17 protein-coding genes are annotated in these 14352 nt (G+C 60.2%); 7 read left to right on the plus strand and 10 right to left on the minus strand.

What is annotated here, in order from left to right; all coding sequences use genetic code 11:
- Positions 1–14: 14 nt before the first annotated feature.
- The 6 genes from HTT03_RS11120 to HTT03_RS11145 form a co-directional block, all read right to left on the minus strand.
- A complete protein-coding gene (locus HTT03_RS11120; RefSeq protein WP_174859849.1) occupies positions 15–1229 on the minus strand; it encodes an acetyl-CoA C-acetyltransferase in 1215 nt (404 codons plus the stop codon).
- A gap of 17 nt (positions 1230–1246) precedes the next feature.
- Positions 1247–1885, minus strand: a complete 639-nt coding sequence (locus HTT03_RS11125; protein ID WP_174859850.1) for a glutathione binding-like protein — start codon at positions 1883–1885, stop codon at positions 1247–1249.
- A 135-nt stretch (positions 1886–2020) separates the two neighbouring features.
- Entirely contained in the window at positions 2021–3172 is a 1152-nt protein-coding gene (locus tag HTT03_RS11130) for an acyl-CoA dehydrogenase family protein (protein WP_174859851.1), read from the minus strand.
- 17 nt (positions 3173–3189) lie between these two features.
- Positions 3190–3402 carry a hypothetical protein gene (locus HTT03_RS11135; protein ID WP_174859852.1) on the minus strand — a complete coding sequence of 71 codons (213 nt, stop codon included), beginning with the start codon at positions 3400–3402 and terminating at the stop codon, positions 3190–3192.
- Positions 3403–3452: 50 nt separating this feature from the next.
- Positions 3453–5234 carry an acyl-CoA dehydrogenase C-terminal domain-containing protein gene (locus tag HTT03_RS11140; RefSeq protein ID WP_174859853.1) on the minus strand — a complete coding sequence of 594 codons (1782 nt, stop codon included), beginning with the start codon at positions 5232–5234 and terminating at the stop codon, positions 3453–3455.
- Positions 5235–5291: 57 nt separating this feature from the next.
- Complete coding sequence (locus tag HTT03_RS11145) at positions 5292–5693, minus strand: MerR family transcriptional regulator (RefSeq protein WP_174859854.1); 402 nt, start codon at positions 5691–5693, stop codon at positions 5292–5294.
- Positions 5694–5897: 204 nt separating this feature from the next.
- On the opposite strand from HTT03_RS11145, the gene HTT03_RS11150 reads away from it, so the two are divergent.
- On the plus strand, positions 5898–6644 hold the full coding sequence (locus HTT03_RS11150) for a helix-turn-helix transcriptional regulator (RefSeq protein ID WP_174859855.1): 747 nt from the start codon (positions 5898–5900) through the stop codon (positions 6642–6644).
- A 92-nt stretch (positions 6645–6736) separates the two neighbouring features.
- Positions 6737–6982 carry a hypothetical protein gene (locus HTT03_RS11155; RefSeq protein ID WP_174859856.1) on the plus strand — a complete coding sequence of 82 codons (246 nt, stop codon included), beginning with the start codon at positions 6737–6739 and terminating at the stop codon, positions 6980–6982.
- A 40-nt stretch (positions 6983–7022) separates the two neighbouring features.
- On the opposite strand, the gene HTT03_RS11160 is transcribed toward HTT03_RS11155, so the two are convergent.
- Positions 7023–7394, minus strand: coding sequence for a MerR family transcriptional regulator (locus HTT03_RS11160; RefSeq protein ID WP_174859857.1), 372 nt, complete (start codon positions 7392–7394; stop codon positions 7023–7025).
- A gap of 118 nt (positions 7395–7512) precedes the next feature.
- Here HTT03_RS11160 and HTT03_RS11165 point away from each other — a divergent pair, with 118 nt between their 5' ends.
- The 3 genes from HTT03_RS11165 to HTT03_RS11175 all read left to right on the plus strand — a co-directional run bounded on the left by HTT03_RS11165 (position 7513) and on the right by HTT03_RS11175 (position 9813).
- Positions 7513–7935 (plus strand): PaaI family thioesterase, encoded by a 423-nt coding sequence (locus tag HTT03_RS11165; RefSeq protein WP_174859858.1) that lies wholly within the window; start codon positions 7513–7515, stop codon positions 7933–7935.
- Entirely contained in the window at positions 7932–8444 is a 513-nt protein-coding gene (locus HTT03_RS11170; protein ID WP_174859859.1) for a PaaI family thioesterase, read from the plus strand. The genes HTT03_RS11165 and HTT03_RS11170 overlap by 4 nt, the downstream gene beginning before the upstream one ends.
- Positions 8445–8514: 70 nt before the next feature.
- Positions 8515–9813 carry an MATE family efflux transporter gene (locus tag HTT03_RS11175; RefSeq protein ID WP_343035832.1) on the plus strand — a complete coding sequence of 433 codons (1299 nt, stop codon included), beginning with the start codon at positions 8515–8517 and terminating at the stop codon, positions 9811–9813.
- On the opposite strand, the gene arsC is transcribed toward HTT03_RS11175, so the two are convergent.
- From arsC to HTT03_RS11190, 3 genes are read right to left on the minus strand one after another with little or no spacing between them, the layout of a single operon-like run.
- The gene (gene arsC / locus HTT03_RS11180; protein ID WP_174859861.1) at positions 9810–10151 is read right to left on the minus strand and encodes an arsenate reductase (glutaredoxin); all 342 of its coding nucleotides are present in this window, start codon (positions 10149–10151) and stop codon (positions 9810–9812) included. The genes HTT03_RS11175 and arsC overlap by 4 nt on opposite strands.
- Positions 10148–11191, minus strand: a complete 1044-nt coding sequence (locus HTT03_RS11185) for a quinone-dependent dihydroorotate dehydrogenase (RefSeq protein WP_174859862.1) — start codon at positions 11189–11191, stop codon at positions 10148–10150. The genes arsC and HTT03_RS11185 overlap by 4 nt, the downstream gene beginning before the upstream one ends.
- Entirely contained in the window at positions 11188–11538 is a 351-nt protein-coding gene (locus HTT03_RS11190) for a DUF952 domain-containing protein (RefSeq protein ID WP_174859863.1), read from the minus strand. The genes HTT03_RS11185 and HTT03_RS11190 overlap by 4 nt, the downstream gene beginning before the upstream one ends.
- A 130-nt stretch (positions 11539–11668) precedes the next feature.
- Here HTT03_RS11190 and HTT03_RS11195 point away from each other — a divergent pair, with 130 nt between their 5' ends.
- Positions 11669–13225: a bifunctional metallophosphatase/5'-nucleotidase gene (locus tag HTT03_RS11195; protein WP_174859864.1), complete on the plus strand. Its 1557-nt coding sequence runs from the start codon at positions 11669–11671 to the stop codon at positions 13223–13225.
- Positions 13226–13502: 277 nt separating this feature from the next.
- On the plus strand, positions 13503–14165 hold the full coding sequence (locus HTT03_RS11200; protein ID WP_246253462.1) for a lysozyme inhibitor LprI family protein: 663 nt from the start codon (positions 13503–13505) through the stop codon (positions 14163–14165).
- Positions 14166–14352 lie beyond the last annotated feature (187 nt).

The raw sequence follows: 14352 nt of genomic DNA on the forward strand, positions 1-14352 counted from the left end.
CTCCCTTACGCAGCTTACACGCGCTCGATAATAGTGGCGGCACCCATGCCGGAGGCGATGCAGAGCGTGGCCAGCCCCACCTCTTTGTCAGCCCGCTCCATCTCATCGAGCAGAATGCCGATGATCATGGCACCCGTGGCGCCGAGCGGGTGACCCATAGCGATGCCGCCGCCGTTCACGTTGACTTTGCTGTCGTCCACATCAAAGGCCTGCATGAAGCGCAACACCACGGCGGCGAAGGCTTCGTTGACCTCAAACAGATCAATGTCGCCGATTGTCATGCCGTTGTCCTTGAGGATCTTCTCGGTCACCGGCACCGGGCCGGTCAGCATGATGGTCGGGTCGGTGCCAATCTTGGCGGTGGCTCGGATGCGGGCGCGAGGCTTCAGCCCGTGCTGCTCGCCGAATTCCTTGTTGCCGATCAAGACAGCCGCAGCACCATCCACGATGCCCGACGAGTTGCCCGCATGGTGGATGTGGTTGATCCGCTCCAGATGCGGGTATTTCATCAACGCGACCTTATCAAAGCCGGGCATGACTTCGCCCATCTGCTGGAACGCCGGGTTCAAGCCGCCAAGGCTCTGCATATCCGTCTGGGGGCGCATGTATTCATCGCGGTCGAGGATCGCGAGACCGTTTTGGTCGCGCACAGTAATGACGGATTTGTCAAAGCGCCCCTCTTCCCATGCCCGCGCCGCGCGTTGCTGGGACTGCATGGCAAGTTGGTCTGCCTCATCGCGTGAGAAACCAAACTCGGTGGCAATGATATCCGCTGAAATGCCCTGCGGCACGAAATACTTCTCCATTGCCAGCGTGGGGTCCACGGCAATCGCCGCTCCGTCAGCACCCATGGCAACACGGCCCATCATCTCGACACCGCCGGCAATATAGCCATTGCCAGCGCCGCCTTTGATCTGGTTCGCTGCAAGGTTCACCGCTTCCATGCCGCTGGCGCAGAAACGGTTGATGGCGAGACCCGGAATCCGTTCATCCAGATCGGACGCCAGCACCGCCGAGCGTGCCAGACAACCGCCCTGTTCCATGACTTGGGTCACATTGCCCCAGATCACATCCTCAACGGCATGGCCTTCGAGATTGTTACGCTCTTTCACGGCATTTAGCGTCTGTGCTGACAAGCGCAGCGATGTGACCTCATGCAGCGCACCGTCCTTGCGGCCTTTACCACGCGGGGTGCGCAGGGCGTCGTAGATGTAAACGTCTTGGGTCATATTCATGTCCTCCGGGGTCAGGCGCGGTCAGCAGGGCTGCCGGGCATCAGGTCGTAAGGGGCTTTCCAGCCCGGTGTTTCGCTCAAACGCGTGAGCCACGCGTCGATATGGGGCCAGTCGCTGCGGTCAAAGCCAAAGGGCTCGGGGTAATAGAGATACCCGCAGCAGCTAAGGTCCGCGTTTGTTAACTCATCGCCCACGATCCAGTCGCGGCCGTCGAGATGGTCATTCAGCACCGCATAGGCCGCCTTCAGCCGCCCCTGATTGAAAGCGATAACCTCGGCGGGGCGTTTGTCTTCGGGCAGAAAGTTCATCAGAAAACGGGTCATCCCGGCAACGGAGCTGAGCTTGTGATTGTCCCATAGCACCCATCGCAGGATTTCGCGGCGTTCCGTCGCGTCGCGGCCGCCGAATTTACCTGACATTTCCGCAACGTAATCCTGAATCACGCCCGATTGCGTCAGCCGCAGATCGCCGTCGACCATCACCGGCGCTTCGCCCATGTTGTTAATCTGCGCGCGATAGTCCGGCTGGCGCGTCTCTCCGCCAAAGAAGTCCACCTTCACCGGCTCCCAGTCCAAACCAGAGAGTTCCAGTGCAAGCGCCGCCTTATAGGCATTCCCGGATTCGCCAAAGCAATAAAGCTGAATGGTCACGTGTCTATCCTCCTCAAATGTCATCGCCCGCTGCACCTTCGGACGGTATTTTTAAAAGGATGAAGGGGGCAGGGTGGGCCTTATCTTCATCCTTTCTTAAATACCTCTGCACGGCGGTTGCGCCCATGTGCGCGGTCAAAGGCTGCGCGCGATCAGTTCCTTCATGATCTCATTGGTGCCACCATAGATGCGTTGCACCCTTGCGTCGGCCCACATCTCACCGACGGCGTATTCTTGCATGAAGCCGTAGCCGCCGTGCAGTTGCAAGCAGGCGTCGAGCACGTCGCCTTGGGTGTCGGTGAGCCAGTATTTCTGCATTGCGGCCTTATCGACGGTCAACTCGCCACGCAGGTGTTCAGCGATGCATTCGTCGAGGAAAGCACGGGACACGGCGGTTTTGGTTTTGACCTCGGCCAGTTGAAAGCGGGTGTTTTGAAATTGGGTGAGGGGGCCGCCAAAGGCTTCGCGTTCTTTGCAGTATTGGATCGTGCGCGCGACCGCGCCTTCCATCGCTCCGACGGCGCCGCAGCCGATGATAAGGCGCTCTTGGGGGAGCTGCTGCATCATTTGGTAGAAGCCTTGGCCTTCGTCTTGGCCAAGGATGTTTTCGGGCGGGATTTCGACGTTGTCGAAGAACAGCTCTGACGTGTCGGCGGCGTGCAGGCCGATTTTGTCGAGGTTGCGGCCACGCTGGAAACCTTGGGCGTCGTCGGTTTCGACAACGACGAGCGAGACGCCTTTAGCGCCTTCCTTGGGGTCGGTCTTGGCCGCGACGATGATCAGATTGGCATGTTGGCCGTTGGTGATGAAGGTCTTTTGGCCCGAGAGCTTATAGGCGTTGCCGTCGCGCACGGCCTTAGTCTTGATCCGCTGCACGTCGGAGCCGGTGGAGGGTTCGGTCATGGCCAGCGCGCCCACAAGCTCGCCGGAGACCATTTTTGGCAACCAGCGTTTCTTTTGGTCTTCGGTCCCATAGGCGAGGATGTAATGCGCGACGATGCCGGAGTGGATGCCGTGGCCCCATGAGGCGAGGTTGGCGCGGGAGCCTTCGATCAGGATGGCGGCTTCATGGCCGAAATCACCGCCAGCGCCGCCGTATTCTTCGGGCACCGAGGGGCAGAGCAGGCCCAGCTCACCGGCTTGCGCCCATGTCTCGCGGTCCATCTGGCCTTGCTTGCGCCATTTCTCAAATTTGGGCGCCCATTCGGTATTGATGAACTGCGCCGTCATATCGGCGATCATTTGGTGTTCTTCGGTCATCCATGTGGATGTTTTGCCTTGCGTCATCCGCCCCTCCCCAGGGTTCAGCGTTTGCGGCTTTCCAGTTCGGCGTTGAACAGGCGCAGCCGCGCGGTCAAGTTTTCCTCGTTCATGACCGAGTTGAAATTCTCGAACAGGAACGACAGTGCTTCGCCTTCGTCGAGACCGGCATCCGCGCTGAACTTCTTAAGCCTGCGGTAGCCTTCTTCGGTCATGGCGACGGGGAAGCGGCGGGTCAGGCGGAAGCGTTTGGGCATGGTCTCTCCGAATGTTGGGTAGGGTGGGGAACAGGCCCCCACCCCCCGTTTTAGAAGTTTGCGGCCTCCAACGCCATCACCGTATCTGCACCCGATTGGATGCGGGTCAGGTGCAGAGCCGTGGCGGGCAATTGACGCGCCATGTAGTAGCGGCCTGTCGCCAGTTTCGTCTCATAGAACGCCGCGTCGCCGCTGCCGTTCTTCAGCGCTTCTTTTGCCGCTAGACCCATTTTCGCCCACATCAGGCCCAAGCAAACGTGGCCGAACATATGCATGAAGTCGTTCGACCCGGCGAGCGCGTGGTTGGGGTTCTTCATGCCGTTTTGCATGAAATACATGCCAGCCGATTGCAGGTCTTTGCTGGCCGCTTTCAGCGGCTCAAGGAAGGCCGCGTCAAACTCGGCGTCTTGGCCGGCGTTGTCCTTGATGAAGCCTTTGACCAGATCGAAGAAGGCCATAACGTGCTTGCCGCCGTCTAACGCCAGTTTTCGGCCCACGAGGTCGAGCGCCTGCACGCCGTTGGCGCCTTCGTAGATCTGAGCGATGCGGGCGTCGCGGGTGAATTGGGACATGCCCCATTCTTCGATATAGCCGTGGCCGCCGTAGACCTGCTGGGCCTTCACGGTCATGTCGTAGCCTTGGTCGGTCAGGAAGCCTTTGATGACCGGGGTCAGCAGCGAAACCAGACCATCGGCATCTTTGTCATCGGCACGATGAGCGGCGTCGATCATGGTGGCGCCCCAGAGGATGAAGGCACGCGCCGCTTCGACGAAGCTTTTCTGATCCATCAGCGTACGGCGGATGTCCGGATGCACGATCAGCGGATCGGCGGGTTTCTCGGGGAATTTGGCGCCGGTCACGGCGCGGCCTTGCAGGCGGTCATTGGCGTAGATCACGGCGTTTTGGTAGGCCACTTCGGCCTGTGCCAGACCCTGCATGCCGACGCCGACGCGGGCTTCGTTCATCATGGTGAACATGGCGCGCATACCTTTGTGCTCGGTCCCCAAGAGGTAACCGGTGGCGCCGTCATAGTTCATCACGCAGGTGGAGTTGCCGTGGATGCCCATCTTCTCTTCGATAGAACCGACGGAGACGCCGTTGCGCTCGCCCAAGGAGCCATCTTCGTTGACCATGAACTTGGGCACGATGAAGAGCGACACGCCTTTGATGCCCTCGGGGCCGCCTTCGATCTTGGCCAGTACGAGGTGGATGATGTTGTCGGCCATGTCGTGTTCGCCCGACGAGATGAAGATCTTCTGACCGGTGATCTTGTAGCTGCCGTCATCCTGCGGCGCGGCTTTGGTGCGCATGAGGCCCAGATCAGTGCCGCAATGCGGCTCGGTCAGGTTCATGGTGCCGGTCCATTCGCATGAAACCATCTTGGGCAGGTAGGTGTCCTTCTGTGCGTCGGTGCCGTGTGCGAGGATTGCGGAGGCTGCGCCGTGTGTCAGACCTTGGTACATGGTGAAGGCCTGGTTCGCGGCGGAGAACATTTCGCCCACGGCGGTGCCGAGGACATAGGGCATGTTCTGCCCGCCGTATTGTTCGGGCATGTCGAGACCGGGCCAGCCGCCTTCTTTGACCTTTTCAAAGGCTTCTTTGAACCCTGTGGGCGTGTAGACCACGCCATTTTCCAAACGGCAGCCTTCCTTGTCGCCCACGACGTTCAGCGGGGCGAGCACTTCGGAGGTCAGTTTGCCTGCTTCTTCGAGAATGGCGGAGGTGAAATCAGGCTCCAACTCATCGTAGCCGGGTGTCTTGCTCTCGGTGACTTTCAGCACGTCGTGCAGAACAAATTGCAGGTCTTTGGTGTGGGCTGTGTAGCTGGGCATCAATGCTCTCCGGGTGGTCTTTTTCTGGAAATCAGGCGCGGCGCGGGGCCGCTTGGGTTATTCAGCGGCGCGGCGCGGCTGGTTCATGGAGGCGATCATCTTTTCCCCCCATTTCAACTGGTCCTTGAGGTCGTCAATCGCCTCGTTCAGCTCATCGCGGCGGGATTCGAGATCGGCCAGACGGGCGCGGGCCACGTCATAGGCGGCGGCGATCTGGGTCTGCTGCTGGTCGCCCATGTGATACAGGTCCAGCAACTGGCGGATTTCTTCGAGGCTGAATCCAAAGCGTTTGCCGCGCAGGATCAGCTTGAGCCGGGCGCGGTCGCTTTTGGTGAACAGGCGTTTCTGACCTTCGCGGTGCGGGAACAGCAGTTCCTTGGCTTCATAGAAGCGCAGGGTGCGGGGGGTCACCTCAAAGGCGTCGCACATTTCGCGGATGGTCAGTGTATCGGCAGTCATATCATGTCTCTCCGAGCGTCGTTGGTAGACTTCAGGTGGGGACCTGTCCTGCTGATACAATGAATGCTTACGTTGACGTAAGCGATACGTTGCGTCACTTTGTGAAGTGGGGCGTGGATCACCCTATGTCGATAGCCAATCGTCCGATATTGCAAAAACGCGGTGCCTTTGTGCAAATATTGCGGGCGAGTTAGGGGGACATGAATGCCAGAGAAAACGGCACTGGATCGTTTCGCACGCTGCTGTGCCGAGGCCGAGGACGGGGTGGCCTTGTCGCAATGCGGCCTGGCCTTTTATGCGACCTACGGCATCAATCTGGTCAGCTATCATGGCGACGATAGTGAAGCGACGGCCGTTCAGTTTGACCGCGACATGAGCGTTACGGACGAGCAACGCTGGACATCGCAAATCCTCGACCGCGCACAATTAGGGGCCAGCCCCATCGAAAATCTTGCCCGGAGGCGCATCGTGCCGTTCTTCTGGTCTGAGGTTGAGGAGCTCACGCGGCTGACGAAAGCGGAGCAGGCCTATTTGCACAGGATACTGACATTGCATCCGAACGATGGTTTGGCGATTCAGGTGCATGGGCCGCAGGGCGCTGCGGCGGTTGTGTGTTTGGGGTTTGAGGCGGGTGCGCCCAAACTGTCCAAGGCTGATATTTTTACGCTGCAAAGTGCGGCGCAGACGGCGCATCTGCGCTACTCGATAATGATGGAAGACGTTGGCCTGCGCGACGCCAACCTGTCGCCGCGCGAGATTGAAGTGCTGGAATGGATCGCGGCGGGCAAGAGCAACAATGTGATTGCCGAGATTTTGGGCATCTCCCGTCATACGGTGGATACCAATGTCAGGCGCATCTTTTCGAAGCTTGAGGTGAATGACCGCACCACCGCTGCAATTCGCGGTCTTGGCTCGGGGATACTGCGGAAACCAAAAAAAGATCACTTGTGAACCAGTTTGGGATTGGTTGTCACGTGGTCGCGTGACATGACTTATGGTAAGACAGCCGCTAGGAAGGTCGGCTAGAGCCAAAAGGATTAAGCATGTCCAGTCATCAGAGCATCGAACACCCCGCCGCGAATGCCGGCGATGAAATAACTCAGGGTGCCGCACAGGATGAAACCACGGGGCGTGTCCTGCGCGACCTGCGTGCGGCGTCTGATTTGGTAGAAAACGGCGCCTTTGATCTGGCGGGGCAGGCTAATAACGATACGGTTTCGGATATGATCCGCGTGGTTGCTGACTTGCAGATGTTGATTTTTCAGTTGTCGGTCCGCCAGTCTCAGTAGCAGACCGCCCGACCTTTAAGCGCGCTGGCGACCCGCTAGGCTATCGCTCCAGTGCAGCGGCGGTATCATCACGCAGCTTTTGCAATTCAGCCATTGCTTCGTCCAACTGGCGGCGCTGCTCGGCCAGTTCTTCTAACTGTCCATCGGCCATTGTCACCCAAGCGCGCATCTGTGCCTCGGTGCCTTCTTTTTCATAGATCAGCAGCCATTGCCGGATGTCTTCCAGCGCGAAGCCGAACTTGCGGCCACGCAGGATGAGCTTCATCCGCGCCCGTTCGCGCGGGCCATAGAACCGCGACCGCCCTTCGCGGTGCGGTTGAAGCAGTTCGATATATTCGTAATAGCGCAGGGTGCGAGGCGTTACGTCAAAAGCCGCGCACATTTCTTTGAAAGTCAGGCGTTCATCATTCAAAGCATTTTCTCCTTATCCGCAAACTATGGTCAGCAGCAGGGATGCGCAACCGGTGCTCTTGCCCTTTCGCCATCCCCGCTTGATAAAGAGCAAAACCAGCCGCGAGGGACCGGACCGCATGTCGGACAAGTTAAAACTGGCGCGCCAGTTCATTCAGGCCCTGCCACATTCCATGGCGCTTGGCATGGAATTGCGCGAATTGGGCGATGGCTCTGCAGAGATCACCATGCCATATGATGAAAAGTTGATCGGCGATCCGAAGACTGGCGTGATCCATGGCGGAGCAGTCTCGGCCCTGATGGACACCTGCTGCGGGGCGGCGGTGATGAGCCATCCGAGCAATCCAACCGCCACAGCGACGATGGACCTGCGCATTGAATATCTGCGCGCCGCAAGCCCCGGCCAAGCCATCACCACCCGCGCGACCTGCTACCACGTCACCCGCTCGGTTGCCTTTGTCCGCGCCACGGCGACGGATGAGGATGCCGAGAACCTTGTGGCCACCGCCACCGGAACCTTTACCGTGGAGGGCCACAAATGAGCGAGCGCCGCAAGCCAGAGCCGGTTCAGGTCATCAAGCAACGCCGCGACGGGGTGCTGCGGGCGCTGGTCGAAGGGGTGCCCTACATCCAATTTCTGGGCATCCAGTTGGAACGACGCGGCGATGAGTTGACGGGGGTGATGCCCTATACTGACCAGTTGATCGGCAACCCGATCCTGCCCGCGTTGCACGGCGGGGCCACGGCGGCGTTTTTGGAAGTCACGGCGATCATCACCCTCAGCTGGGGGCTGATCTGGGAAGATATGGAAAGCGGCGCGCTCGATCTGGACAATCTGGACGGCGATCACCTGCCACGTCTGCCCAAAACGATTGATTTCACTGTGGATTACCTGCGCACCGGGCTGCCGCGCGATGCCTATGCGCGGGCGCGGATCAACCGCTCCGGGCGGCGCTATGCCAGCGTGCATGTGGAGGCGTGGCAAGACAACCGCAGCCGTATTTTCGCACAGGCCACCGGCCATTTCGTGATGCCGCAGCGGCGTGGCTGAGCCGGAGGCCGAACCGCTCACCGAGGCGGAGGTCCGCGCCGTCAAGCGTGGCACACTCGCCCCCCGCGATGTGGTGACGCACCGCCGGGTGCTCAAAATCGCCGTGCCTATCGTGATTTCCAATGCCACTGTGCCAATCCTTGGCGCGGTTGATACCGGCGTTGTGGGGCAGTTGGGCGCAGCGGCCCCCATCGGGGCGGTGGGGCTGGGGGCGATCATCCTCTCGGCGCTTTATTGGATTTTCGGCTTTCTGCGCATGGGGACCGTCGGGCTGACCGCACAGGCTGCGGGCAATGGCGAAGAGGGTGAGGTCGCGGCTTTGCTGACGCGTGGTTTGCTCATCGGGGCAGGCGCAGGGCTGGTGCTCATGGCGTTGCAACTGCCGCTGTTCTGGGCGTCTTTTCAGATCGCCCCCGCCTCGGATGAGGTCGAAGGGCTGGCGCGGCAATATATGGCGATCCGCATCTGGTCTGCGCCTGCTGCCATCTCAATCTACGCAATCACCGGCTGGCTCATTGCGCAAGAGCGCAGCCGCGCGGTGCTGGTGCTGCAAGTCTGGATGAACGGGCTGAACATCCTGCTGGATCTGTGGTTCGTGCTGGGTCTTGGCTGGGGGGTCGAGGGCGTGGCAATCGCCACTTTCCTCGCGGAATGGAGTGGGGCTGCGCTTGGCCTCTGGTTCTGCCGCGCCGCCTTTGCTCAGCCCGCATGGCGCGATTGGGTGCAGGTCTTTGACCGCCCGCGCTGGAAACGGATGATGCAGGTGAACACCGACATCCTGATCCGTTCCCTGCTGTTGCAGGCGATCTTTGTGTCTTTTTTGTTCATGGGGTCGGGGCTGGGCGACGTGACCTTGGCGGCCAATCAGGTCTTGCTGCAATTCCTGATGATCACCTCTTATGGGCTGGATGGGTTTGCCTTTGCTGCCGAAGCCATTGTGGGCCGTGCTTATGGCGCGGGCCAGCGGGACGTGCTGCGGCGGGGGGCGGTGCTGACCTCGGGCTGGGCGCTATTGGTGAGCGTTCTGCTCGCCGTGGCCTTCGCACTCGCGGGCGGGGCCATCATTGACCTGATGGCCAAGGCGCCCGAGGTGCAAGAGGTGGCGCGGGTCTATCTGCCCTATATGGTCGCAGCGCCTTTGCTGGGCTGCGCGGCCTTTATGCTCGATGGCATCTTCATCGGGGCCACCCGCTCGCGCGATATGCGCAATATGATGGTGGTGTCGTTTCTCGCCTATGTGGCCGTGGCGCTGCTGTTGGTGCCGAGCATGGGCAACCACGGGCTTTGGGCCTCGCTGCTGATTTCCTTCGTCGTCCGGGGCATCACACTTGGCCTGCGCTACCCGGCGCTTGAGCGTGCGGCAGGTTAAAGCAAGGCTTTTACCGCTTCCGGCGGGCGGCCAATTACGGCGCGGCTATCGCAAAAGGCGATGGGGCGTTCGATGAGGATCGGATGCGCGGCCATCGCGTCGAGAAGTGCGTCATCGGGGCTGTCTTTGGTGAGCCCCAATTCCTTGAACGCGGCCTCGCCCGTCCGCATCATCGCGATGGTCTGCACCCCCAGAGCATCCCGCGCGGCAATGATCTCTTCGCGCGAAGGTGCATCTTCGAGATAGCGGCGCAGTGTTACCGGAACGCCAGCGTCTTCGATCAGCGCCAGCGTCTGCCGGGATTTTGAACAGCGCGGGTTGTGCCAAAGAGTAATCACAGCCAGTCCTCGCGTTTGCTGCCCACAGCGTCGGCCACATTGGCAAAACCATCGCGGGCGAGCAGCTTGTCCAACCCTGTGGTGATCTCTTGGACCAGTCCGACACCGCCAAAGACCAGCGCGGTGTAGAGTTGCAGCGCAGAAGCGCCGGCGCAGATTTTCGCATAGGCGGTTTCAGCGTCCGAGACGCCGCCAACGCCGATCAGCGGGATGTCTGTCAGCCCGGCGAGCCGCGCCAAAACGCGGGTGGAGCGTTCAAACAGTGGTGCGCCTGACAGACCGCCCGCTTCCTGCGCATGGGGGCTGACAAGGCCACTGCGGTCGAGTGTGGTATTGGTCGCGATGATCGCGGCGACACCTGCGGTTTGGGCAACTTCGGCCACGTCTTCGATCTCGGCCTCGCTCAGATCAGGGGCGATTTTCAAGAACACTGGCGTGGCACCGCGCACTTCCATCACGCCTTCGAGCAGCGCAGAAAGGGCGGCTTTGCCCTGTAAGTCGCGCAGCTTTTCGGTGTTGGGGGAAGAGACATTGACCGTGGCAAAGTCAACATGGTCACGCGCCACGGTCATCACCTTGGCGAAATCAGCAGCGCGGTCTTCGCTGGTTTTATTCGCGCCGAGGTTCAGCCCCACCGGCACGCCGGTGCCACGCCGCGAGAGTCGCGCGCAGATCGCCTGCATCCCGTCGTTGTTAAAGCCAAAACGGTTGATCGCCGCGCGGTCCTCGGTCAGGCGAAACAGGCGCGGGCGTGGGTTGCCGGGCTGGGGGAGGGGGGTGGCGGCACCCACCTCGATAAAGCCAAAACCTGCGCGTGAGAGGGGGGCGACCGCGGTGGCGTTCTTGTCAAAGCCCGCCGCCAACCCCACCGGGTTCGGCAGGTCCAGCCCCGCCAGCGTGGTCCGCAAACGCGGCGATGTCTGGGGGCCGGGCGCAGGCGCCAACCTGCCGCGCAGCGCACGGATCGCCAAACCATGGGCCGCTTCGGGATCAAGGCGATGCAAGGCGCGCAGGCCCAGTCTTTCGATTAGGGGCGTCATGCGCTTGCGTCACCCAAACCTGCGGGGAACTGATGCACCCCGTCAACCAGCGGCAGCGGTTGCGCCCAGAGCACGTCATCCATCGTCAACTGCCGGTAGAGATGCGGAAACAACGCCCCCCCGCGCGACGGCTCCCATTCCAGCGCATCGCCGAGGGCGTCACTGTCCACCGCCAGCAAAAACAGCCCATCCACCCCCACGAAATGCTTCGCGGCAGTCTCTTCGGCCTGTTCTGCGGTCGAGAAATGCACATAGCCATCGGCCACATCAATCGGCGCCCCATCGGTGGCCCCGTTCTTGCGCAGCGCCGCCCATTCGTCGGCGCGGAATATCTTGAAAATAAGCATAACGTCTGATGCCCCCCGCAAGGCGCAGGGTCAAGAGGCGCAAGGTGACCAAGGGGCATCCCATATGACCTTTGACACGCGCAATGCACCGCGCCACGATGCCAGTATAACAATGAACAGGGGAACTATCATGAAACGATTCCTGACCGCGACCGCCGCCTTGGCGCTGACCAGCGGTATGGCGGCGGCTGAGTATAACCTCACCATTCTGCACACCAATGATTTCCACGCACGCTTTGAGCCGATCAGCAAATATGACGGGCCGTGCAACGCCGAGGACAATGGCGAAGGCAAATGCTTCGGTGGCTCGGGCCGTTTGATGACCGCCATTACCGAAGCCCGCGACCGGGCCGAGAACAGCATCCTTGTCGATGGCGGTGACCAGTTCCAAGGCACGCTGTTTTACACCCGCTACAAGGGCGCATTGGCGGCTGAGATGATGAATAAGATGGGCTATGACGCGATGACCGTGGGCAACCACGAATTCGACGATGGCCCCGAAGTGCTGCGTGGCTTTATGGATGCGGTCGATTTTCCGGTGCTGATGTCCAACGCCGATGTCTCGGGCGAGCCGCTCTTGGCCGACAAACTGGCGAAATCGACCGTGATCGAAAAGGGCGGGGAGCAGATCGGCCTGATCGGTCTGACGCCACAAGACACGGACGAACTGGCCAGCCCCGGCGATAACATCACCTTTTCCGATCCCGTCGCCGCCGTGCAGGGCGAGGTCGATCTGCTGACCGCCAAAGGCGTGAACAAGATCATCGTGCTGAGCCACTCGGGCTACGGCGTTGACCAAAAGGTCGCGGCAGAGACCACAGGTGTCGACGTGATCGTCGGCGGCCATACCAACACCCTGCTGAGCAACAGCGACGAGCGGGCCGAGGGGCCATACCCAACGATGGTCGGGGAAACGGCAATTGTGCAGGCCTATGCTTATGGCAAATTCCTAGGCGAGTTGAATGTCACCTTTGACGACGAGGGCAACATCACCAAGGCCGAGGGCGAGCCACTGATCATGGATGCCGCCGTGACCGAAGACCAGCCTACCGTGGACCGGATCGCGGAAGCTGCCAAACCCTTGGATGAAATCCGCAACCGTGTCGTTGCAGAAACATCCGAGGCGATTGACGGGGAGCGCGGCAGTTGCCGGATGCAGGAATGCTCCATGGGCAACCTTGTCTCTGACGCGATGCTGGACCGGGTAAAGGATCAGGGGATCGATGTGGCGATCTCCAACTCGGGCGGCCTGCGCGCATCGATCGACGCAGGTGAGGTGACCATGGGCGAAGTGCTCACGGTGCTGCCCTTCCAGAACACGCTGTCCACGTTTCAGGTCAGCGGCGCGACACTGATTGAAGCACTGGAAAACGGTGTAAGCCAACACGAAGAGCAGGCCGGTCGCTTCCCACAAGTGGCAGGCATGTCCTTTGCCTTTGACCCCAAGGCCGAAGTGGGCAGCCGGATCAGCGATGTGATGGTCGGCGGCGCACCGATCGACCCCGAAAAAACCTATGGCGTGGTGTCTAACAACTATGTCCGCAACGGCGGCGACGGCTATGCGATGTTCAAAGACGCCGAGAATGCCTATGACTATGGCCCCGATCTGGCCGATGTCACGGCGGAATATCTCGCCAAAGACGGGACCTATAAACCCTATACTGATGGCCGCATTACCATGAAGTAAGGTAACGGATCGTCATAAGGGGCGCGTCTGGATACGGGCGCGCCCTTTCCGCGTTGGTCTGGCGGGCGGCCAATCACGCGAGACGCTGCGACCGCCAATCAGGCCGCTTGAACGTTGCAGAACAATCGGATTTGCGGGCTCCGCCGCCTTGTTTTCCAATCTCGCAGTACAGAGCGTTCCTTCGCCAAGACCCAAGCTGCTTACCAGAATCGCCTAATTTTGCTATGGTCTGCGCCATTGAACAAATGGAAGCGGGGATTTTCTGATGAGATGTCTATTGGCGTTACCCTTTGTCATGCTCGCCGGTTTTGAAGCTCAAGCGCAGGCCAGTTTCGATTGCAATCTCGCTGCAACAACTGTCGAAAAAACGATCTGCGCCGATGCCGCGCTCTCGAAACTTGACCGGCAAATGGCGGATGCATTCAAGAGCGCCCGTAGGTCTGCTTCTAAAAGCAAAAGCGCTTCGATCCTTGCGGATCAAAGGGCATGGATTGGCCAAAGGAACGCTTGCAGTTCAGACCGCCGCTGTCTCAGGAACGCCATGCAGAAACGCATTGCAGATTTAAAGGCGCCGACATCAGTGCAAACCACTGGATTAACAGGCCTTTATTGCACCGATACCGCCGTAATGGGGTTGCAGGAGCAGGGACAAAATCTGCGCTTCGACTTCATGTTTTTCTCAGGGCATTTCGCTTGTGGTACTGGCGTCCTTACTGGGCGGCGTAGTGGCAGTGGCTGGACGTCATCATCCAATGGGTGCCGATTGACCCTTACGAAAGAAGGCGGCTCGATGGTGGTGCGCAGTGATACCGTTGATACCTGCCGAGCTCTTTATTGCGGAGCAGGGGCGGCGATATCGGAATTTCGCATGCCGCTGTCCGGTAAGGTGCCGGGCGTGACGAATCCGTTCGCCGAGGCAGTTGGAGAACGCCAATGCTGATCAGTCAGGGATAGATCGGCTCAAGTCAGTTTTGATTTTGTCGCGACCCAACACGCTCGCGGGTGATGATAGCCTGCCGCGTTCTTCTCTTTCCCTGCCGTCTCCCGCCTCGCCGCTCTGCGCCCGACCGCATGGCCCTCTTGCACCTGTGCCCCCGCAGGCTACACAGGCGGCAGCTAGATAGGAG

It is taken from the genome of Sulfitobacter maritimus, assembly GCF_013346665.1.
Classification (GTDB): domain Bacteria; phylum Pseudomonadota; class Alphaproteobacteria; order Rhodobacterales; family Rhodobacteraceae; genus Sulfitobacter; species Sulfitobacter maritimus.

Excerpts from the sequence above, each read along its gene's own strand:
- HTT03_RS11120 (WP_174859849.1), bottom strand. The coding sequence starts at position 1,229 with ATGACCCAAGACGTTTACATCTACGACGCCCTGCGCACCCCGCGTGGT.
- HTT03_RS11130 (WP_174859851.1), bottom strand. The coding sequence starts at position 3,172 with ATGACGCAAGGCAAAACATCCACATGGATGACCGAAGAACACCAAATG.
- HTT03_RS11135 (WP_174859852.1), bottom strand. The coding sequence starts at position 3,402 with ATGCCCAAACGCTTCCGCCTGACCCGCCGCTTCCCCGTCGCCATGACC.
- HTT03_RS11140 (WP_174859853.1), bottom strand. The coding sequence starts at position 5,234 with ATGCCCAGCTACACAGCCCACACCAAAGACCTGCAATTTGTTCTGCAC.
- HTT03_RS11145 (WP_174859854.1), bottom strand. The coding sequence starts at position 5,693 with ATGACTGCCGATACACTGACCATCCGCGAAATGTGCGACGCCTTTGAG.
- HTT03_RS11150 (WP_174859855.1), top strand. The coding sequence starts at position 5,898 with ATGCCAGAGAAAACGGCACTGGATCGTTTCGCACGCTGCTGTGCCGAG.
- HTT03_RS11155 (WP_174859856.1), top strand. The coding sequence starts at position 6,737 with ATGTCCAGTCATCAGAGCATCGAACACCCCGCCGCGAATGCCGGCGAT.
- HTT03_RS11165 (WP_174859858.1), top strand. The coding sequence starts at position 7,513 with ATGTCGGACAAGTTAAAACTGGCGCGCCAGTTCATTCAGGCCCTGCCA.
- HTT03_RS11170 (WP_174859859.1), top strand. The coding sequence starts at position 7,932 with ATGAGCGAGCGCCGCAAGCCAGAGCCGGTTCAGGTCATCAAGCAACGC.
- HTT03_RS11185 (WP_174859862.1), bottom strand. The coding sequence starts at position 11,191 with ATGACGCCCCTAATCGAAAGACTGGGCCTGCGCGCCTTGCATCGCCTT.
- HTT03_RS11190 (WP_174859863.1), bottom strand. The coding sequence starts at position 11,538 with ATGCTTATTTTCAAGATATTCCGCGCCGACGAATGGGCGGCGCTGCGC.
- HTT03_RS11195 (WP_174859864.1), top strand. The coding sequence starts at position 11,669 with ATGAAACGATTCCTGACCGCGACCGCCGCCTTGGCGCTGACCAGCGGT.